This is a genomic window from Ruegeria sp. AO1 (assembly GCF_056535985.1).
In genome coordinates this window covers 1,455,011-1,476,072 of record NZ_JBQFJC010000001.1, presented here as the reverse complement: position 1 = coordinate 1,476,072, position 21,062 = coordinate 1,455,011, and the positions used below count along the sequence as shown (strand labels likewise).

General features: G+C 58.6%; 15 protein-coding genes. 9 read left to right on the top strand and 6 right to left on the bottom strand.

Features of this window, described 5'->3' with window-relative positions:
- Nucleotides 1-36: 36 nt before the first annotated feature.
- Nucleotides 37-1,215: an efflux RND transporter periplasmic adaptor subunit gene (locus ACR3FB_RS07270; protein WP_480565426.1), complete on the top strand. Its 1,179-nt coding sequence runs from the start codon at nucleotides 37-39 to the stop codon at nucleotides 1,213-1,215.
- 3 nt (nucleotides 1,216-1,218) lie between these two features.
- Nucleotides 1,219-4,356 (top strand): efflux RND transporter permease subunit, encoded by a 3,138-nt coding sequence (locus ACR3FB_RS07265; protein WP_480565424.1) that lies wholly within the window; start codon nucleotides 1,219-1,221, stop codon nucleotides 4,354-4,356.
- A 36-nt stretch (nucleotides 4,357-4,392) separates the two neighbouring features.
- Here the strand turns inward: ACR3FB_RS07265 and glpD are convergent, their stop codons facing one another.
- A complete protein-coding gene (gene glpD, locus ACR3FB_RS07260; RefSeq protein ID WP_480565422.1) occupies nucleotides 4,393-5,982 on the bottom strand; it encodes a glycerol-3-phosphate dehydrogenase in 1,590 nt (529 codons plus the stop codon).
- 179 nt (nucleotides 5,983-6,161) lie between these two features.
- Between glpD and ACR3FB_RS07255 the strand changes: the two genes are divergently transcribed.
- The 4 genes from ACR3FB_RS07255 (at nucleotide 6,162) to ACR3FB_RS07240 (ending at nucleotide 10,132) form a co-directional block, all read left to right on the top strand.
- The gene (locus ACR3FB_RS07255) at nucleotides 6,162-6,926 is read left to right on the top strand and encodes a DeoR/GlpR family DNA-binding transcription regulator (RefSeq protein WP_480565420.1); all 765 of its coding nucleotides are present in this window, start codon (nucleotides 6,162-6,164) and stop codon (nucleotides 6,924-6,926) included.
- A 108-nt stretch (nucleotides 6,927-7,034) separates the two neighbouring features.
- The gene (locus tag ACR3FB_RS07250) at nucleotides 7,035-7,391 is read left to right on the top strand and encodes a DUF3302 domain-containing protein (RefSeq protein ID WP_170376673.1); all 357 of its coding nucleotides are present in this window, start codon (nucleotides 7,035-7,037) and stop codon (nucleotides 7,389-7,391) included.
- A 21-nt stretch (nucleotides 7,392-7,412) separates the two neighbouring features.
- Complete coding sequence (locus tag ACR3FB_RS07245; RefSeq protein ID WP_170376670.1) at nucleotides 7,413-8,558, top strand: HlyD family secretion protein; 1,146 nt, start codon at nucleotides 7,413-7,415, stop codon at nucleotides 8,556-8,558.
- An 11-nt stretch (nucleotides 8,559-8,569) separates the two neighbouring features.
- A complete protein-coding gene (locus ACR3FB_RS07240) occupies nucleotides 8,570-10,132 on the top strand; it encodes an efflux transporter outer membrane subunit (RefSeq protein WP_480524430.1) in 1,563 nt (520 codons plus the stop codon).
- Between the two features lie 3 nt (nucleotides 10,133-10,135).
- Here the strand turns inward: ACR3FB_RS07240 and mprF are convergent, their stop codons facing one another.
- Nucleotides 10,136-12,739 (bottom strand): bifunctional lysylphosphatidylglycerol flippase/synthetase MprF, encoded by a 2,604-nt coding sequence (gene mprF / locus ACR3FB_RS07235; RefSeq protein WP_480565418.1) that lies wholly within the window; start codon nucleotides 12,737-12,739, stop codon nucleotides 10,136-10,138.
- 87 nt (nucleotides 12,740-12,826) lie between these two features.
- Complete coding sequence (locus ACR3FB_RS07230; RefSeq protein WP_170469819.1) at nucleotides 12,827-13,255, bottom strand: Lrp/AsnC family transcriptional regulator; 429 nt, start codon at nucleotides 13,253-13,255, stop codon at nucleotides 12,827-12,829.
- Nucleotides 13,256-13,342: 87 nt separating this feature from the next.
- Here ACR3FB_RS07230 and rocF point away from each other — a divergent pair, with 87 nt between their 5' ends.
- Both rocF and ACR3FB_RS07220 read left to right on the top strand, forming a co-directional pair.
- The gene (rocF, locus tag ACR3FB_RS07225) at nucleotides 13,343-14,263 is read left to right on the top strand and encodes an arginase (RefSeq protein ID WP_480565416.1); all 921 of its coding nucleotides are present in this window, start codon (nucleotides 13,343-13,345) and stop codon (nucleotides 14,261-14,263) included.
- Entirely contained in the window at nucleotides 14,263-15,306 is a 1,044-nt protein-coding gene (locus ACR3FB_RS07220; RefSeq protein ID WP_480565414.1) for an ornithine cyclodeaminase, read from the top strand. The genes rocF and ACR3FB_RS07220 overlap by 1 nt, the downstream gene beginning before the upstream one ends.
- Before the next feature lie 262 nt (nucleotides 15,307-15,568).
- Here ACR3FB_RS07220 and ACR3FB_RS07215 read toward each other — a convergent pair whose 3' ends face one another.
- The 3 genes from ACR3FB_RS07215 to dctP are packed head-to-tail and all read right to left on the bottom strand — an operon-like array spanning nucleotide 15,569 to nucleotide 18,680.
- The gene (locus ACR3FB_RS07215) at nucleotides 15,569-16,972 is read right to left on the bottom strand and encodes a TRAP transporter large permease (protein ID WP_480565412.1); all 1,404 of its coding nucleotides are present in this window, start codon (nucleotides 16,970-16,972) and stop codon (nucleotides 15,569-15,571) included.
- Between the two features lie 3 nt (nucleotides 16,973-16,975).
- A complete protein-coding gene (locus ACR3FB_RS07210) occupies nucleotides 16,976-17,605 on the bottom strand; it encodes a TRAP transporter small permease subunit (protein ID WP_170376651.1) in 630 nt (209 codons plus the stop codon).
- Between the two features lie 58 nt (nucleotides 17,606-17,663).
- A complete protein-coding gene (gene dctP / locus ACR3FB_RS07205) occupies nucleotides 17,664-18,680 on the bottom strand; it encodes a TRAP transporter substrate-binding protein DctP (RefSeq protein ID WP_480539717.1) in 1,017 nt (338 codons plus the stop codon).
- 415 nt (nucleotides 18,681-19,095) lie between these two features.
- Here dctP and acs point away from each other — a divergent pair, with 415 nt between their 5' ends.
- Nucleotides 19,096-21,060 (top strand): acetate--CoA ligase, encoded by a 1,965-nt coding sequence (acs, locus tag ACR3FB_RS07200; protein ID WP_480565411.1) that lies wholly within the window; start codon nucleotides 19,096-19,098, stop codon nucleotides 21,058-21,060.
- Nucleotides 21,061-21,062: the final 2 nt, after the last annotated feature.

The window sequence follows — 21,062 nt, the reverse complement described above, 5'->3', positions numbered from 1 at the left end:
TAGGCTCAGTTTTTTGAAATGTATGAGGCTTTTGACATGTCCGTCGCTCTGAAGCAGCCCCGCAACCGGTCTCGTGGTGCTGTCACCGCACTGTGCCGCCCTCTAGTCATTTTGTCATGCATCGGTTTTGGCTATCCGGCACTTGCGCAAGACGAAAGTGAAGCGCCCGCCGCAAAAGTGTCGATCGCCGCAGCCTACACCGAAGAGATCACCGACGAGGCAAGCTTTATCGGCCGTGCAGAAGCCATCAATAAGGTCGACATCGTCGCGCGCGTCAGCGGATTTCTTGATAGTCAGGAGGTCGAAGATGGCGCCCTGGTGACCGAGGGCGATCTGCTGTTCAAGATCGAACCGGACCTCTATGAGGCGACGCTTGAGGCGCGGAAAGCAGATCTTGACCGCGCCGAAGCCAATTTGGAGCTGGCCAAGGTCGATCTCGCGCGGAAAGAGGAACTCTTTAGACGCGACGCAACCCCAGAGTCAGAACGTGACATCGCGCGTGCCAACGAACTGGTCGCCGAGGCCGAGGTCAAAGCCGCAAACGCCGCTATTCAACAAGCTGAGCTGGACCTCAGCTATACCGAGATCCACGCGCCCTTTACCGGTCGCCTAGGCCGGGTCACCACGAGTGTAGGCGATGTGGTTGGCCCCACGAACCCACCGCTGGTTAACTTGGTCAGCGAAGCGCCGATATATGTAAACTTTTCCTTGAATGAGAAACAGTTTACCTCGGTTCTTCAACAGGTTGGTGAAAGTGCTGCCTCTCTGGCGGAAAGCAACAAAAGCCCCAATGTGCATGTCATTCTGCCGAACGGAACCGAGCTGGATGAAACCGGTGAGATCGTCTTTGTCGACAACCGCATCGATCCGCTGACCGGCGCCATTACGGTGCGGGCCGAGTTTGACAATACAGATCGCCTGATCATCGATGGTGCCTTCGTGAATGTGCAGATCGAGGCACTGGAGCCGACCCTGCAGGTCCTGATCCCTCAGGCCGCATTGCAGCGGGACCAGCGCGGCGAGTTCGTATTAGTCGTCAATGACCAGCAGATGGTCGAGCAGCGCTATATCACGACCGGCGACGCTGTAGGCACGGCCATCATCGTCGCGGATGGTTTGCGCGAAGGCGAAAGCGTGATTGTCGAGGGCCTGCAACGCGTGCGTCCAGGTGTGGCGGTCGACGCGGTGGTCGCGTCCGAGCAGCCGGGAGAATAAGGCATGTTCTCAGCCCTGTTCATCAGCCGGCCGAAGCTGGCGCTTGTCATTTCACTCGTCCTTACGATCATGGGCGGCATCGGCTATATGGTTCTGCCAGTCGCCCAGTTTCCGGACATTACCCCTCCGGTCGTCAGCGTCACGACCACCTATACCGGTGCCAACGCCGAGACCGTTGAAAACACCGTAGCCGCGCCCATCGAGGCGCAGGTAAACGGCGTAGACGACATGATATACATGACGTCAACCTCGTCCGACAACGGCTCGTATTCGTTGAACATTACGTTTGAGGTCGGCACCGACCCGGATATCGCGTCGGTCAACGTGCAGAACCGCGTGGCGCAGGCCATGTCGTCGCTTCCGTCCGAGGTGACATCCTCCGGCGTGGTGACGCAGAAGGCGTCGACCAACATGCTGTTGCTGGTCACGCTGACCTCGCCCAATGGCACGTATGACAGTGTGTTTCTGTCCAATTATGCCTCGATCAACCTTAAAGACGCCTTGGCGCGGGTTCAGGGTGTGGGTAAGGCGGATGTTCTGACCAATCTGGAATACGCCATGCGGATCTGGATGGATCCCGACAAGATGGCTGCTCTGTCGATTACGCCCGGCGATGTGATCAATGCCATACGTGAGCAGAATATCGAAGTCTCTGCAGGCTCGATCGGCTCGCCTCCTGTGCCGGATGGGCAGACCTTTCAATACACGATCAAAACCAAAGGTCGCCTGACATCGGCCGCCGAGTTCGGCGACATCGTCATTCGCACCGGCGAGGCCGGGTCCATAGTGCGCGTTCGAGATATTGCACGAGTCGAACTGGGCGCGCAGTTCTATTCGGCTTCCGGCTATTTCGATGCGGTACCCGCGACCGTGATCGGCATTTACCAGGCCCCCGGCGCCAACGCGCTTGCTGTGTCCGAGCGGGTGCAGGCGGAGCTTGATCGCCTGTCCCGGTCCTTCCCCACAGACGTCGAATACAGTGTCCCCTTCAACACCACCGACTTTGTCGAAGCCTCGCTGAACGATGTGGTTTCGACGCTGATCCTGACCTTCATTCTGGTGATCTCCGTCGTGTTCGTTTTCCTGGGCAGTTGGCGAGCGACGATCATTCCAGCGGTGGCGATCCCGGTCTCGTTGATCGGGACATTCGCCTTCCTACTGGCCTTCGGAATGTCACTGAACACGATTTCGCTTTTCGCCTTGGTTCTGGCCATCGGGATCGTGGTGGATGACGCCATCGTGGTTGTAGAAAACGTCGAGCGGATCATCGCGGATGAGGGGCTGCCCCCGGCCGAAGCGACCCGAAAGGCGATGGGCCAGATCACCGGCCCCGTCATCGCAACAACGCTGGTTCTGCTGGCCGTGTTCGTGCCGGTGACCTTCATGCCCGGCATCTCTGGCAGGCTGTATTCGCAGTTTGCCGTGACGATTTCGACGGCTGTTGTGATCTCATCCATCAACGCTCTGACCTTGTCGCCTGCCCTGTGTGGCCTGGTTCTACGCGCACGCTCCGGTCCGCCCAAAGGACTGCTGGCGCTGTTCGAAGGTCTGATCGGAACCGTCCGAAACGGCTATGTCGCCATCGTACGCAAATTGCTGATCCTGCCTATTGTCGCGCTGGGTGTGATAGTCGCCTTGGGGATGGGAACCGGGACGATCATGTCCAACACCTCCAGCGGGTTTATCCCACTTGAGGACAATGGCTATCTGTTCGTGGATATCCAACTGCCCGATGCGGCGACGCTGGAACGGACCGAGACGATCTCGGCCCGTGTGGACGACCAGATCCGCGAAATTCCGGGCGTTGCCAGCACCGTTCTGATCAACGGCTTCTCGCTGCTGAACGGCACCACGACCAACGGCGCGGCGATCTTCGTCAACCTCGAAAACTGGGCCGACCGGCAGGAAGAAGACCTGAGTGCCGACGCCATCCTTGCCAAGGTGCTTGCGATTGCGAACGGGGAATCCGCGGCTTCTATCGTGGCCTTCAACCCGCCGCCCATTCAGGGCCTCGGCATGTCGGCCGGTGTGGAGATGGAGGTGCAGCAGACCGGTGGTGGCACACCTCAGGATCTGGCTTCGGCTGTTGGCTCCTTCGTTTACGCGGCAAACCAACGACCCGAGATCGGCCAGTCCTACACAACCTTCCGCGCCAACGTTCCACAGCTTTTTGTTGATCTGGATCGGGAAAAGGCCAAAACCCTACAGGTCTCGGTCGCCGAGATTTTCCAAACGATGCAGGCGCAGTTGGGGTCTTACTACGTGAACGACTTCAACCTGTTCGGTCGTGTCTACCGCGTGATGATTCAGGCTGATGGTACCTATCGCGACAATGTCGAGGATATCTCAAACCTCTATGTCCGCTCGCAACAGGGTGAGATGGTTCCGCTGGGCACTTTGATTGACGTGGAAAACGTGTTGGGACCCGTCTTGCTGAAACGGCACAACCTGTTCCGATCGGCAACGGTGACGGCGGTGCCCGCGCCGGGCCTGTCCACGGGTGACGCGATCACTGTCATGACCGAGGAATCGGCCACCGCTCTGCCCCCCGGCTACGCGTTCGAATGGACCGGTACGGCGCAGCAGCAGCTGGCCTCGGGCGGTCTGGTCATCGTGATCCTTGGGCTGGCGATCCTGTTTGGGTACCTGTTCCTGGTGGGCCAATATGAAAGCTGGACCTTGCCAGTGTCGATCCTGCTGTCGGTGATTGTCGCCCTGTTTGGTGCGGTCGCGGCCGTGGCGATCGTGGGCAGCGACATCAACCTATACACGCAGATCGGCATGATCATGCTGGTGGGGCTTGCCTCAAAGAACGGCATTCTGATCGTTGAGTTCGCGATGGAGCAACGCGCCAAAGGCCTGTCGATCAAGGACGCGGCCGCCGAGGCCGCATATCAGCGTTTCCGGGCCGTTATGATGACGGCGCTGTCCTTCCTATTGGGGGTTGTCCCGCTGTTGGCCGCCAATGGCGCGGGGGCGGCGAGCCAGAAGGCCATCGGTGTCGCCGTGTTCGGCGGCATGCTGGCCGCCACATTGGTCGGCGTGATCCTTGTGCCAGTCCTCTACGCCCTGATGCAGGGGTTGCGAGAATGGATCAAGGGTAGCAAGAATGATCCCGGCCCGTCCGAGGAAACCGCCTAAGAAAAAGCCCCGCCAAATCGGCGGGGCTTTTTGTTTTCAAGCTGCGTCGTCCGTTTTGAACCGCTCTGACATCCACTGGTCAATGCGCGCGATCTGGTCAGCACTCAATCGCAGCCCCAGCTTGTTGCGACGCCAAACCACGTCCTCGGCGCTGCGGGCGTATTCTTTGTCCATCAGCCATTCGAGCTCACGCGCGGTGAGGGTCGCGCCGAAGTCTTCACCCAAATCAGCGACGTTTTGTACATCCCCCAACACGGCACGCGCCTCGGTCCCATATGCGCGGATCAGACGGGCGGCCCATTTTTCAGTGAGGAACGGATAGTCCTGGATCAACACCTGCTTGAGGTCCTGCACGCCATCGACGGGAAAGTCTCCACCTGGCAAAGACACGCCCGCTGTCCAGGTTCCGGGCAGGTTCGGGAAATGCTCGGCGACTTTCTCAAGCGCGCTTTCCGCCAGACGACGGTAGGTCGTGATCTTGCCTCCGAACACGTTCAAAACAGGCGCCCCGCCCTGCGCATCGACCTTCAAGGTATAGTCCCGCGTCGCCGCCGTCGCGCTGCTGGCCCCATCATCATAGAGCGGCCGTACGCCGGAATAGGTCCAGACGATATCGTCCTGCGTCACCGGTTTCTTGAAGTACTTTGTTGCGAACTCGCACAGGTAGGTCTGTTCGGCCTCGGTGCAGACCGGAGGCTCAGAGGGATCCGAATGGTCCTGATCCGTCGTACCGATCAGAGTAAAATCCTGCTCATAGGGAATGGCAAAGATGATACGGCCATCTTCGCCTTGGAAGAAGTAACACTTGTCGTGATCGTACAGCTTCTTTGTCACGATATGACTGCCGCGCACCAGACGAACCCCCTCGCGTGAGTTCACCCGGATCTTGGTCTGGATGATATCCCCTACCCACGGACCGCCTGCATTGATCAGCATTCTCGCCCGGATCAGTTGGCTTTCCCCGGTCGCCCGGTCGCGGATGGTGACATGCCACAACTCGTCGGCACGTTCGGCCGAGACAACTTCGGTCCGCACCATGATCCGCGCGCCACGGGATTCGGCGTCGCGCGCGTTGAGAACCACCAGCCGCGCGTCTTCGATCCAGCAATCGGAGTATTCATAGGCTGTTTCGAATTTGCCCTGCAAAGGGCCGCCTTCTGGAGCGCTGCGCAGGTCCAGAGACTGCGTACCTGGCAGAATTTTGCGCCCCCCAAGGTTGTCGTACATGAACAGACCCAGACGGATCAGCCACGCGGGGCGACGCCCGCGCATCCAGGGCATGACAGTGCTGAGCAGCTTCGATGTCGGCGTCTCGGAATCAAAGCGCATGTCTTTGTAATAGGGCAGCACAAAGCGCATCGGCCAACTGATATGAGGCATGGCGCGCAGCAGTGTCTCACGCTCGATCAGCGCCTCGCGCACCAAGCGGATCTCAAAATACTCCAGATAGCGCAGCCCACCATGAAACAGTTTGGTCGAGGCCGACGACGTCGCTGAGGCGAGATCATTCATCTCGGCCAAGGTGACAGACAGACCCCGGCCCGCCGCATCCCGCGCGATGCCGCATCCGTTGATCCCGCCACCGATGATGAACAGGTCGCTGATCCGATCGTCTGTCGCTTGCATGGCTTGTGATTCCCTATCCATTCTGGTTGCGCGTATTAATCAGCACTGCATTCGCACAATCAATCTTTATGTTCGTTTATTTTCGTTTTGCAACACAACTATGAAAATTCTACATGGCAGCTTGCTAATCTTGTTCAAAAGAAGAAAAACGAAAGCAACTTACCTGAATGGGATCCAACATGTTGCTCTCTTTCCGCCAAACCGACATTCTTGAGATCGCCAGCACCGAGGGCCGCGTTACTGTTGACGGTTTGGCCGAGCGGTTTGGCGTGACGGTCCAGACAATCCGCCGGGACCTGTCCGAGCTGGCCGATGCCGGGAAGCTGGATCGCGTCCATGGCGGGGCTGTCCTACGTTCCGGCGTCTCCAACATCGGGTATGAGGATCGCCGTACCCTGAATGCAGACGCGAAGACCCGAATGGCGAAGGCCTGCGCCAATAACATTCCGGACGGCGCGTCGGTCTTCATGAATATCGGCACCTCAACCGAGGCCGTGGCGCGGCAGATGCTGAACCACAAGGACCTGATGGTGGTAACGAACAACACGAACGTCGCCAATATCCTCGTCGAAAACCCCGATTGCGAGATTGTGGTGGCCGGTGGTGTCCTGCGCCGCTCTGACGGAGGACTGGTGGGCAATCTTACCGTCTCGACCATCCGTCAGTTCAAGTTTGACTATGCGGTGATCGGATGCTCCGCACTGGACCCCGATGGTGATCTGCTGGATTTCGACTTTCAGGAAGTCCATGTCAGCCAGACGATCATCGCGCAGGCCCGACGCACGCTGCTAGTAGCCGATCACTCAAAATTTCAGCGGCTTGCCCCTGCCCGCATCACCTCGCTGGCCGAGATTGATGGCTTCTACACCGATCAGCCGCTCACGCCCGACCTCGCGGCGAAATGTGCCGAATGGGGCACGGGGCTGATTGTCTGCCCTGACTGATCCACACTGCCTCGGGTTCGGAAACGCTAGGTCCCAACACAAAGTCATTGACGAGACAGGGGCCTACGTCTGAGGATGAGACAACCTTCCCGACAGGAGGCATCGAGCATGGGACTTTTGGGGCAGCCACTAGGCTACTACGACTATCTGACATTCGTGGCATTGATCCTGCTTCTGGCAGCGGTGATGGCGCTGTTTCTTTTCCTTATGGGGCTGCCCGGACGGATCGCGATCAAACGCAATCATCCACATGCCGAAGCGGTCAAGATCATGGGATGGATGGGTTTTTTGGCCGTTGTGCCATGGGTTCATGCCTTCATGTGGGCATTCCACGATGGCGTGACGGTCGACATGCGACGCGGTCCGGACGAGGAGAAAGACGCCATCCGCAAGGATATCGAACGCCTTGGCGGTACGGTTAAAGAAGAATACCAGGCTGCGCCTGACGAGACGCAGAAAAGCTAAGGCCAAAGGAAGCACTCAGTCATGTTCGTCGCCCTCGGCATTACGCTGTTCTACATCATTTTCGTCTGGTTCATCTTCTTCAAGATGGAGTGGCTCAAGTTCAACATCGCCTGGGGGATTGTGTCATTCTGGGTCGGTGCACATTTGCTGCTGATCTTCCTCGTCGCGCTGCGCTTCTTTCAGCCCTTCTCGGTCGACAGCCATGTGGTCCGGTCCACGATTCAGATCGTGCCGAAGCTGACTCAGCCGACGATTCTGACGGAAGTCTTAGTCGAGCCGAACACGCAGATCACCAAGGGCGACCCGCTCTATCGTTTTGACGATACCGTGTTTTCGCTGGCCGTCGACAATGCCAAGGCGCAACTGGTCGCCGCCGAACAGAACGCCAAGATTCTAGAACAGGACGTTGTGGCCTCAACCGAAGCTGTGGAACGCGCCAACGCACAGCTTGCCTACGCGCTCACCCAGCAGGCCCGGTATGAGAACCTGGTACCCGCAGGCGGGGCGCGTCAGGATGAGCTGGATCGCTGGAACGAACAGGTGACCGAGGATACCGCCTCGGTCAAACAGGCCGAGGCCAATCTTGAGAAAGCAAAGCTGGCGCAGGCGTCACAGATTGACGGCGTAAACACAGGCATCTTGCAAGCACAGGCGCAGCTGTCCGAGGCCCAGTATTTTCTGGACAACACCACGATCTACGCCCCCGAGAATGGCATGATCGTCTCACAACAGGCCCGCCCGGGTTTGGTAGTGGGTGACATTCGTTTGGGAGCGATAGCCAGTTTCGTCACCGAAGACAGCCCCTATCTTTTGGCAACCTTCCGCCAGCAGAACCTGAAATTTGTTGAAGTAGGCCAAGAGGTTGAAGTCGCCTTGGACCTCTATCCCGGTGAAATCCTAACCGGCAAGGTCGAGGCGATCTGGTGGGCCACCCGTCAGGGTCAGTACCTGCCCTCAGGCCGCCTGCCCGGTTTTGAGCTGCCCAAGCTACCCGGTCGAATTGCTGTACAGATCACCGTCGATCTGCCGGAAGAGCACATCCTGCCCGCTGGCGGTCATGCCGCCGTGGCGATCTACACCGGTCAGGGCAAAAGCTTCGAGTTTCTGCGGCGCATCAACATCCGCCTGTATTCCTTCGCCAATTTCATTCGACCGCTAGACATTTGAGGACGCGCATCATGACACGGGCCACCCCCTTTCGACACTTGATGGGAACAGCCCTGTGCGCCGCGTTTCTGGTAGCCTGCGCACCGGTTGGTCCTGATTTCGTGCGTCCGAACTCTCCGGTCGTGAAACAATGGATCGAAGTCAACAGCCCCAGCACCGGGCAAAGCGGCCTTACCTCACGCAGCGCGCCGGTCGTGAAATGGTGGGAGACGTTCAATGACCCCACTCTCAACAAACTGATCGCCGAGGCCTATGCCCAGAACCTGTCACTACAGGTCGCTGGCGCGCGGGTCCTGCAGGCGCGGGCACAGTTGGGCATCGCCTTTGGCGAGTTGTATCCGCAATCGCAGGTCCTCGGGGCCTCAACAGAGCGGCGACAGATCAGCGACAATCTCGGGCCCATCGCCGATATTAACCGGATCATTCCTCTGGATACCGAGTTCTCGACCTCTCAGGCCGGGTTTGATGCGCAGTGGGAATTGGACGTCTGGGGTGCGCAAAGGCGCGGTGTTCAGGCGGCGCGGTCGAACTTGGCGTTGCAGGTGGCGAACTATGACGACGCGCTGGTGACGCTGACGGGTGATGTCGCAGCGCTCTACGTCAACATCCGCGCCTTGCAAGAGTCGCTGGGCGTCGCGCGTGAGAACATCAAACTACAACAGGAGTCGGCAGACCTGACCCAGTTGCGGTTCAACAACGGGATCACCACCGAGTTGGACGTGCAAGAATCCACTGCTCTGCTAAACAACACCAAAGCCCTGGTGCCCGAGCTTGAGAGCGATCTCCAGCAAACCAAGAACGCTCTGGCCGTATTGCTGGGAACCACGCCCTCGCGCATGTCCAGCCTTCTGGGGAATTCCGGTCGCATCCCCTCGGCCCGGTCCAACGTCGCGGTTGGTGTCCCGGCTGAGCTGCTGCGTCGTCGACCGGACGTGAGAGCCGCCGAGCTGGCCGCAGCTACGCAATCGGCCGAGGTCGGCATTGCCATGGCAGATCTCTACCCGCAGTTCATTCTGTCCGGATCGGTCGGGTTGCAGGCCTCAGGCGGGCGAAACCTGTTCAGTTCGAACAGCACTACAGGCCTTGCCAGCGCGGGCGTCGTTTGGAACGTACTGAACTATGGCCGCATCAAGAACAACGTCCGGGCGCAGGATGCTGCCTATCAGGCGCTGATCGCCAATTATCAGAACACCGTTCTGACTGCTTATTCCGAGGTGGAAAGCGCCATGGTTGCCTATGCACAAGCGCGCAAGCAGGTCGGGTTCTATCAGCAGAGCGTCGATGCCTCGCGTAAGGCGGCAGAGATCGCCGTCAATCAGTACACCGACGGGATCGCCGACTACTCCCGCATTTTGAACACGCAGACAGCCCTGCTGCGGTCTCAGGCCAATCTGATCGAGGCGCGCCAACAGGTCTCCAGCAATCTGGTCGCTGTTTACAAAGGCCTTGGAGGCGGCTGGCAGATTCGCGAGAACAGAGAGTTCCTGCCCGACACCGTTCTGGCCGAGATGGCCTACCGCACCGATTGGGGCGACCTGCTGCAGGAAACACCAACCCGCGCTAGCTTGAACTAGGCGCTATTTGGTCAGCCCCCGCAGGCCGCCCGAGATCAGGATGTTCACCTCATACAGGATGCGCGGCGCGGCAAGCCCTCCTGGGCTGGCGAGATAGTTCGGGCTCCATTCCGGATCGAACTTCTGTTTAAACGCGCGCAGCCCTTCGAAGTGATAGAATTGCTCACCATGTTCGTAGACGAACCCTCCGATCCGGTTCCAAAGAGAGGCGAGCTGACGGTTCTCGATCCCTGAGAACGGCGCTGCGCCAAGTGAGAACCAGTGGAACCCTTGTTCGGCCCCCCAGGACATCATCTCGGCAAACAAGGCATCCATGACGAAGCTGGGGCTGTCCGGCTCGTACCGCATCAGATCCAGCGAAAGCTCGGATTTATGGCCACCTTGAAACAGGTTGGCGAAAGCCATGATCTGACCGGTTTCTCCGTTCCGCAACACGGCGTGGTCGAAGTAGGACAGGTAGTCATCGTCAAACCCACCTAAGGCGAACCCTTTCTCGGCCCCGGCTTTTTGCTCCAGCCAGTGATCGGAAATCGCCCTTAGTTCCGGCAGAAAGGGCGCAAGGTCTTCCTTTGGAATGATCTCGAACACGTACCCTTCCCGCTCGGCCCGGTTCTTGGCCTGACGGAAGCGTTTGCGGGATTTGCCGTCCAGCGAGAAGTCTTTCAACGGTACCCGCGCGACTTCTCCGATCTTCAGGATCGACAGGCCGAGGTCCAGAAACGTCGGCAGGTACTTGGTCGAGACGCTGTAGAAGGCGCAAAGCTTACCCTCTCGATCGGCCATTTCGCGCAGTTGCCAGACCAGTTGCTTGCCAGCCGCTTCATCGCCCACAGGCTCACCTTTTGAGATGATGGCATTGCCGGTGTCGGCATAGGCGATGAACGCAGACTCATCAGGCGCGATCAGGAATTGCTTGTCGCCGGTCAGGGAAATCTGGGCCTCGGTATCTTCGCTCTCCATGACCAAACGTTCGACGCATTCTGGGATTTCCGTCCGCACAGGCGCAGGAATCTCGCGCCCGAACAAGGACGTGACGGCCACAATTCCAAGGATCACCGCCACCACGAGGCTGGAGCGCAGGAAACGGGAGGCATCGCCGTTCCACGCGAACTCCCACCACAAGGCATTCTGGTATTGCACGTGGGAATAGGCAAAGAGGCCGATCCAGAAAATGACAGCGAGCAGCGCCATAACGCTGACCAGCCAAGGGATGTTCAACCGGAAGATCGACGCGCCGCTGACGCGGTAGAACGCACCACGGAACAGCGCCAAAACGGCGATCGTGGCCAACATGCCCAACGCCTCATGCGTATCCAAACCCTTGGCCAGAGACGCCGCAAAGCCCGCGACCATCAGCAACATCGCGACCACCCACGCGCGATAGAGCTTGCGGAACAACCCGCGCGACACGAGCAGCAGCAGCACACCGACGGCACTGCCTGCCAGATGCGAGGCCTCGACAAAGGACAACGGCAATACCTCGCGCAACGCGCCAAGGCTTTTACTGTCGGTTGGCAACGCACCCGAGACCAGCAGGATGATGCCAGCAACCGCAGTCACCCCAGCCGCCACCATCGGCACGATAGGACGAATGGCCCGGTACATCCATGTCCCCGCCCCGATGATCCTGTGGCGCTGCGTCAGCGCCGAGGCAACGGCGATGGACAGGCTGGCTATGGCGAAAGGAAGGAACGTGTATACGACACGGTAAAGCAGCAGCGCCGCAATGACATCCGATCGACCCGAGGCGCCCAGCCCTGCGATCAGCGTCGCTTCAAACACCCCGATACCACCAGGCGCATGGCTGACGATCCCAACGGCAATCGCGGCGATGAAGATGGTGAAGAAATACGGATACCCAACCCCAAGGTCGTCCGGCATCAGTACGTAAAGGACCATGGAGGCCCCGACCAGATCGCCAATCGCCGCCAGCGTCAGGCATGAGGCCAGCTTGCCACCCGGCAGTTGGAAGCCGATCCCCAGAACCTCTAACCGACGCCCACCGGTGGAGAGCCAGACAAAAACCGCGATCAACGCGCCTAGCAGACCCAACCCGATGGCGGTCTCAACCGTCGCGCTGATCGGCAGCGCGTTAGAAATACCGTCGGGGTGAAAGGTCAAAAGCAAGCCGAGGACCAAAACCAGCCCCGTCCAGAACGCCACCCAGGACGTGGCGATGACCCCGGCAACGCGGCTTAGATCAAGGCCCAGAGACGCATATATCCGATATCGGATGGCCGTTCCGGTGATGTAGGAAAAGCCCAAACAGTTGGACACCGCATAGCCACTGGCTCCGGCCATTCCTGCAACCGGCAGAGGGACCTCTCCGTCTGCCACGCTTTGAACTGCGAAGACATCGTATAGAGACAGCGAAAAGAAACTGACCGCCGTCCAACACAGAGCATAAAACATCACGCGCCAAGACGTTTCCGAGATATCCGCCTGAACGTCTGCCCATTTCACATGAGAAGACAACTCATGCAGAACCGTCAATGCAATCAGGGTGACAAAGATCGGGATGGCGATGCGGACCCACGGCTTCTCAAGGAATGCGGTGATCTTTTCGGCCAATTGCACGGCCCGTGGTTCGTGCTGCTGAGTGGTCATCTTCGATAAATCCCGCCTGTATCCCCGCCGACTGTCGCACAATTTCCGTGGCCGACAAAGCGTAACGGGCCGTTTCACGCAGCGTTTTCAGAACCTTCCCTTGCGCGTGGACAGAAGAAGGTTCGTCTCAGACCGGGTGATCCCTTCCATACGGCGGATCTGGAACAAGACCTCATCGAGTTCGGCCAGCGTGTCCGTACCTATTTCAGCGATCAGGTCCCAGCTTCCATTTGTCGAATGCACGGCGCGCACCTGTCGTAGCGCTCCGATCCGGGCCATTGTGCGTTCTGTCCCGCGCCCCTCGATCTCAAGCATCATCAGGCCCCGAACCGGGCTTTGCGCCACATCGCGCTTGGTCTGAACGGTAAAGCCCACGATCTCGCCCGATTGTTTGAGGCGCTGCAGCCGGCTGCGCACGGTGGTACGTGTGACGCCAAGCGTCTCGGCCAGCTCAGACAGCGACGCCCTTGCGTCCCGATGTAGCGCGCTGAGCAGCCTGTTATCCAAATCGTCCATGAATCGCTTCCTTTTCGGATACTCATCTTTCTTATTGAGCAATTTGTTCTCTTCACGCAAGACAGACTGTCACGTTACATGAAGCATATGGATACGAAGAACATAGTTTTGGTTGGCGCCCCCATGGACGCGGGCAAGCGTCGGCAGGGTTGCCGAATGGGGCCGGATGCCTACCGTGTGGCCGGGCTGGATCGCGCGCTTGCGGATCTTGGTCATACGGTGATCGACTACGGAGATGCCGCCCCGGATACGGTCGAGACCCCGGACCACTCCCACCTTTTCGCCCTGCCCGAGTGCATCGGGTGGACGCAGGCTTTGGCCCGAGTCGCTGCCGAAGTCTCGCCCCGAGGTGTGCCAATCTTCATGGGCGGCGATCATGCCTTGTCGATGGGAACCGTGACCGGAATGGCGGATCATGCACAGCGCGTCGACCGGCCTCTGTTCGTTCTGTGGCTGGACGCCCATAGCGATTTTCACACCCCCGGCAGTACAGACAGCGGCAACCTGCATGGAACACCTGTCGCCTACTTCACTGGCCAGTCCGGCTTCGAAGATTTTCCACCCTTGCCTGCCGTGGTTCCAACCAATCGCGTTGGAATGATCGGGTTGCGTTCGGTCGATCCCGCTGAACGCGCCTCGCTTGAGAAGAACCACGCCATGCTGGCCGATATGCGCAGCATTGACGAACATGGGATCAAAGCCCCGCTCATGGCCTTTCTGAACCGCGTGAGGGCTGAGAACGGCATCCTTCACGTGTCGCTGGATGTCGACTTCCTCGACCCCGCGATCGCGCCGGCTGTCGGAACCACTGTGCCCGGAGGCGCCACAGAACGCGAAGCCCATCTTGTCATGGAGCTTCTGCACGAAAGCGGGCTGGTCTGTTCCCTCGATCTGGTCGAGTTGAACCCCTTTCTGGATGAACGCGGACGCACCGCAAAACTCATGGTCGACCTGGCTGCATCCCTGATGGGACGCCGTATCTTTGACCGCCCCACTCGGAGTTTCTGATGACTGTACCTTCTGACAAAGCCCTGGTGCCCTTTGTTTCCGTCGACAACATGATGCGGCTGGTTCACCATGTCGGCGTCGAAAAGATGATCATAAGGATCGCCGAGCAGATTGAAGCCGATTTCAAACGCTGGGAAAGCTTTGACAAGACCCCGCGAATTCCTGCGCATTCACCGCATGGGGTGATCGAACTCATGCCAACATCGGATGGTGAGGCCTACGGGTTCAAATACGTCAATGGCCATCCAAAGAACACGTCCGAAGGGCTGCAAACAGTAACGGCCTTTGGACTGCTCGCGGATGTCTACACGGGCTACCCGACACTTCTGACCGAGATGACCATCCTGACCGCCCTGCGGACGGCGGCGACATCGGCTTTGGTCGGTCGATATCTGGCCCCCAAGGGTGCCACCACCATGGCCATGATCGGCAATGGCGCGCAGTCTGAATTCCAATGCCTGGCCTTCAAAGCCATGTGCGGCATCGACACCGTGCGGCTTTATGATACGGACCCGAACGCCACCGCCAAATGCGCTGCCAACCTGCAAGGCAAAGGCCTGAACGTAGTGCCTTGCAAAACCGCGGAAGATGCGATTGAGGGCGCGCAGATCATCACCACCTGCACCGCGGACAAGAAATATGCCACGATCCTGACCGACAACATGGTCGGCCCCGGCGTCCACATCAACGCGATTGGCGGCGACTGCCCCGGCAAGACTGAACTGCATCGCGACATCCTTCTGCGCTCTGAGATATTCGTGGAATACCCCGAGCAAACCCGGATCGAAGGCGAAATTCAGGCTTTGGAAGATGACCATCCTGTCACGGAACTTTGGCAGGTCATGACCGGTCAAGCACGCGGTCGGACAGACGACAAGCAGATCACGCTTTTCGACAGTGTTGGGTTCGCCATCGAGGACTTCTCGGCTCTGCGTGTCATCAAGAGTGCGGTCGCGGAGACCGAATTCTTCGAACCGCTGGATATGTTGGCCGACCCTGACGATCCCCGCGATCTGTTTGGGATGCTCATGCGCGCGGGCTAACTTCCTTCCGATCCCGCACCGAGCCAATGTCGAATTGGGGGCTCTGCCCCCGCCGCCCGTTCCGGGCGACTCCCCCGGGATATTTTTAGCCAAATGAAGAAACGGATCGTTAACCTAGGCTCGGTACTCTTGTTTTTGCGGTACAGGCGGGGACGCCGATGACCGCGCAAGGTGAAGCTCTCCAACGTTGATATTGGAGAGCGGATCCCTACTTCATCTGGCTAAAAACATCCCGGAGCGCGAGGCAGAGCCTCGCAAACTCCTAGCCTGCCAAAGACGGCAAGTAGAGAACGATGCCCGGAAATGCCACAAGCAGCGCAATAGTGGCCGCGTCCGCCAGGAAGAACGGGGTGACCCCCTTAAAGACATCCTGAACGCTCAGGTCTGGCCGAACCCCTGCAACTACAAAGCAGTTCAGACCAATGGGTGGCGTGATCAGACAGAATTCGGCCATTTTCACCACCAATATCCCAAACCAGATCGCACACATCGGGCCAGACATGCCAAAAGCGCTGTCTGCGGCGCTGACGGTTTCCCCTCCGTTCAGGGCCATAACAGCGGGATAGACGACGGGTAATGTCAGCAGCAACATCCCGATGGCATCCATGAACATCCCCAACACGGCATAGGCCAGAAGGATGCAGATCAGGATCAGCATCGGCGACATCTCAAGCGAAGTGATCCAATCCGAGAATGCACCCGGAAGGTCTGCAAAGCCCAGGAACCGCACGTAGATCAGCACGCCCCAGATGATCGAGAAAATCATGGCCGTTAGCTTCGCTGTCTCTAAAAGAGCCGATTTGAATTCGGGCCAGCGCATGCCATGAACCAGTGCGAAACAGAAGACGATGAACGCGCCTATGGCCCCGCCTTCAGTTGGGGTGCCCCAAGCCTGTTCGCCGAATGGGTTGTAGACGAAACAGATGATGATCAGGATAACGGCAACGATCGGGATCGCCCCAGGAAGCGCTTGTAACCGTTGTTTCCAAGTGAAACCGGTAACCGGAGGGCCAACGGATTTGAACACAACCGCGATTCCAACAATGAGCAATCCGTAAATCACAGCAGAAAACGCTCCGGGAATGAAACCGGCCAGTAGCAGCTTGCCGACGTCCTGTTCAACGATGATGGCATAGATCACAAGGATGGCTGACGGCGGGATCAGCGAGGCCAGCGTCCCCCCAGCAGCGACGACGCCTGCGGCGAAGCGCTTGTTGTAGCCAACGCTCAGCATTTCGGGAATTGCGATGCGGGCAAACACGGCCGACGTGGCAACTGAGGCGCCAGAGACGGCAGCAAACCCTGCCGTGGCGAATATGGTGGAGACCGCGAGGCCTCCAGGCACCCAGGCGATCCAGCGTTTGGCCGCTTCGAACAGCGCGCGCGTCAGGCCCGCATAGTAGGCAAGGTAGCCGATCAGGATGAAGGTTGGGATCAGGCTGAGCGTATGGGCGGCAACCTTAGAATGCGGCACCTGGCCCGCCGTTTTGACGGCGATGGTGAGAGCCTTGCCAAAACTGTCGGGATCGTAACCGAACTTGGCCCAGAAAATCCAAACCAAGCCGAACAACCCGGCCAGACCTGCCGCAAAAGCCACTCGCATGCCTGTGACCACAAGGACCAGCAGGCCAGCCGTTACCCAAAGGCCGATGTCTATCGTGTCCATCTGTTAGTCCTGCCCTTCGAACTGCTCTGCCTCTGCGGCAGCCTGTGCGGCGGCGTCTTGGATCAAGGGCACCGCCACAGGTGCCTCAAGCCCCAGGACGAACGCGCGGCCATAGCCCCAGATCTGCAACACCAGCCGGAGCGACAAGACAGAGAACGCCACCGGGGCCAGCAGTTTCGCGGGCCAAAGCGGAATACCGATGTCGATTGAGCTGTCGCGGCTCCACATCGGCGCGCCGAAGTCAAAGGACCGGTCGAAATGGGACCAGCTGCCCCAGACCAATGCCAGCATCAGGACAAGGATCAGGATTACCGAGATTAGCTCGAACAACCACAGCGCCCGTCCGTGCAGACGCGAGATCACAATGTCCATCCGGATATGGCCGCCATCGCGCTGCACGTAAGAGATGCCGAGAAAGGCGATCAGTGGCATCGCCTGTTCGATCCAGTCAACATAGCCCGGCAACGGCGCGTTTATCGCGTTGCGGCCGCTGACCGAGACGACGGCCAGGACCATCAGTCCAAAGACGGCTATTCCGCTGATCAAGGCGAGAGCCCGCTCTAACTTCAGCAAGTGCTGATCGATCTGGCTGAGGCGACTGCCATCCTCCAGCACCGTGGCCTGTCCCGCCATTCCGGTGATCCCCTTTGTCAAGAAAGGCCGGGCACTAGGACGCGCCCAGCGAATGCGATCAGTTGCCGCCGCGCTGTTGCGTCAGCGTGGTCTGAACCAGATCGTAGAGGTCCTGCGCTGGCAGGCCCTGCGCGCTCATATCTGCAATCCACTGTTCGCGGATCGGATCGGCGGCCTTGGCGCGGAACTCTTCAATGACCGCGTCGTCGATCATTACCTTCTGCACACCCTTTTCTTCCAGGACGCTGTCCCATTGCTCCAGAAGTCCGGCATAGTTGGCCAGATAATGCTCAATGGCCTCATCAATTGAGCTATCAAGCGCTTCGCGGTGCTCAGGCGACAGCGCTTCATACGCGTCGATATTCGCAACCACCGGGCAATTCACGGTGCCGGGGTTAAGGTTTGCAGTCCACCAATCCGCTTCATTGATCGTGCCAAAGGACAGGTGCGCGTGCTGCGCGAAGGCGACCGTATCGACCACACCGGATTCCATGGCGTTAAACGCCTCAGTCGCAGGGACAGAGGTTGGGACACCGCCCACGGCCTCAAACGCCTTGCCCAGACCACCTGTCGCGCGGACACGCATGCCTTCGAACGCGGCCAGATTGTCGCGTGGATCGCCGGTGCCGACCAGATTGTACTGCGGCATGGGCGAGGTCATCAGAATGCGCGCATTCCATTGCGCCATCTCATCAGCCACCGCTGGGTGATCATAGACCGCATGGCTGACGGCAACTTCCTCTTCCAGATTGTTCACGCCCAGAAACGGCAGCTCCAGCACCGTAATCGCACGGTTCTTGTCGCGGTGGTAGCCGGCACAGAACTGTGCAATCTCGAATGCGCCAATCTCGATGCCATCCAGGTTCTCGCGCGGCTTCGACAGGCCGCCATAGCTGACATTGATCGTGAACTCTCCACCGGTTTTTTCCGAGACCAGCTCGGCCAGTTTTTCGACATGTTCGGTAAAGGCGCGGCGCTTGCCCCAGACCGAGGCGTTCCATTCGGTGGCTGCGGCCTCGGACACGAACGCAACGCCAAGGGCGGCGACGGCGGCACCGCTCAGCATCTTTTTCATAATATCTTCTCCCTTTGATGCGCCCCCTCCCGAGGCGCTTGGAAAGATGCTAGCGCCAACATGTATATGTGCCAACCCCTGCTTCCTGATAGGTGATTTTCAGACTGATCTTTTAAGTTTTCATGCTTAACGACATACGCGCGAAAAAACCGGTCTTCGCGTTTAACGGTCGAGCTAGCAACGTTACAAACTTAACATTGTTATTAAGGGATTTTTCACATTTTTTCGAGTTTTGTTGACTCTTTCACCCCCTTTGGAAAAATTTCTTTACAAACAAATCCAAAGAATACGGCAATTTATTTCATTATTTTCTGAACCCGGCCATACTTCGATCAGGGAGGAACGGGATCGACTATGCCCAAATAACAGGCAAGATATGTCCCAACGTTACTAGCCTAGAGGGAGGAGCCTCAACATGACCACCGCTGCCCAGGCAGATGCCAAGACCTATCCGCCAACTGCAGAAACCGTCGCGCACGCGCATGTCGACGCTGCGAAATACGACGAGATGTATTCTGCATCAGTAAATGACCCAGACGCGTTCTGGGGCGAACACGGCAAGCGGATCGACTGGATCAAGCCCTTTACGCAGGTCAAGGATGTCAATTACGACTTCGGCTCGGTCAAGATCAACTGGTATGCCGATGGTACTCTGAACGTCTCGGCCAACTGCCTGGATCGCCATCTGAAAACGCGCGGCGATCAGACCGCAATCATCTGGGAACCGGATGATCCAAATGATGCTGCCCAGCACATCACCTATGCCGAGTTGCACCGCCGCACCTGTCGCATGGCCAATATTCTGGAATCCATGGGCGTGCGCAAAGGTGATCGCGTCATTATCTATCTGCCGATGATCCCCGAGGCCGCCTATGCCATGCTGGCCTGTGCGCGCATCGGTGCGATTCACTCGATCGTTTTTGCAGGCTTCTCGCCAGACGCTTTGGCGGCCCGTGTCAACGGTTGCGACGCCAAAGTCGTCATCACAGCAGATGAAGCCCCGCGCGGCGGCCGCAAAACGCCGCTGAAATCGAACGCTGACGCGGCATTGCTGCACTGCAAGGACAGCGTAAAATGCCTGGTCGTCAAACGAACGGGTGGTCAGACCACTTGGATCGATGGGCGTGACTACGACTACAACGAAATGGCGCTTGAGGCCGATGACTATTGCGCCCCAGCCGAGATGAGCGCGGAAGACCCGCTGTTCATTCTGTACACATCGGGTTCGACCGGCCAGCCCAAAGGTGTAGTTCACACTACCGGCGGCTATCTGGTCTATGCCGCGATGACCCATGAGATCACCTTCGACTATCATGAAGGCGATGTGTACTGGTGTACGGCAGACGTGGGTTGGGTCACTGGCCACAGCTATATCGTCTATGGTCCGCTGGCCAATGGTGCCACAACCCTTATGTTCGAAGGTGTGCCGACCTACCCGGATGCAGGCCGCTTCTGGGAAGTTTGCGCCAAGCACAAGGTGAACCAGTTCTACACGGCCCCAACCGCGATCCGCGCCCTTATGGGACAAGGAAGTGAGTGGGTCGAAAAGCACGATCTCACCGACCTCAAAGTTCTGGGCACCGTGGGTGAGCCAATCAATCCCGAAGCCTGGAACTGGTACAACGAGGTTGTCGGTAAGGGCAAATGCCCGATCGTCGATACGTGGTGGCAGACTGAAACCGGTGGTCACCTGATGACCCCCCTGCCCGGCGCGCATGCGATGAAGCCCGGCTCGGCGATGAAGCCGTTCTTTGGCATCGAACCAGTGGTTTTGGACCCGCAATCCGGCGTCGAGATAGAAGGGAACGGTGTCGAAGGTGTACTGTGCATCAAGGACAGCTGGCCGGGTCAAATGCGCACCGTCTGGGGCGATCATGAGCGGTTCGAGAAGACCTATTTCTCGGACTACAAAGGCTACTACTTCACCGGTGACGGCTGCCGCCGCGACGAAGGGGGTGACTACTGGATCACCGGCCGCGTCGATGACGTGATCAACGTCTCGGGTCACCGTATGGGTACTGCCGAGGTCGAAAGCGCGCTGGTGGCACATGCCGCAGTGGCCGAGGCCGCCGTGGTGGGCTATCCCCATGAAATCAAGGGACAAGGCATCTATTGCTATGTGACTCTGATGAACGACCGTGAGCCTTCGGATGAGCTGCTCAAAGAGCTGCGCACCTGGGTCCGGACCGAGATTGGCCCGATCGCCAGCCCGGACGTCATTCAGTGGGCCCCCGGCCTGCCCAAGACACGCTCGGGCAAGATCATGCGCCGTATCCTGCGCAAGATCGCCGAAAACGACTTTGGCTCGCTGGGCGATACGTCCACACTGGCCGATCCGTCGGTTGTTGATGATCTGATCGCAAACCGGGCGAATAAGTGAGG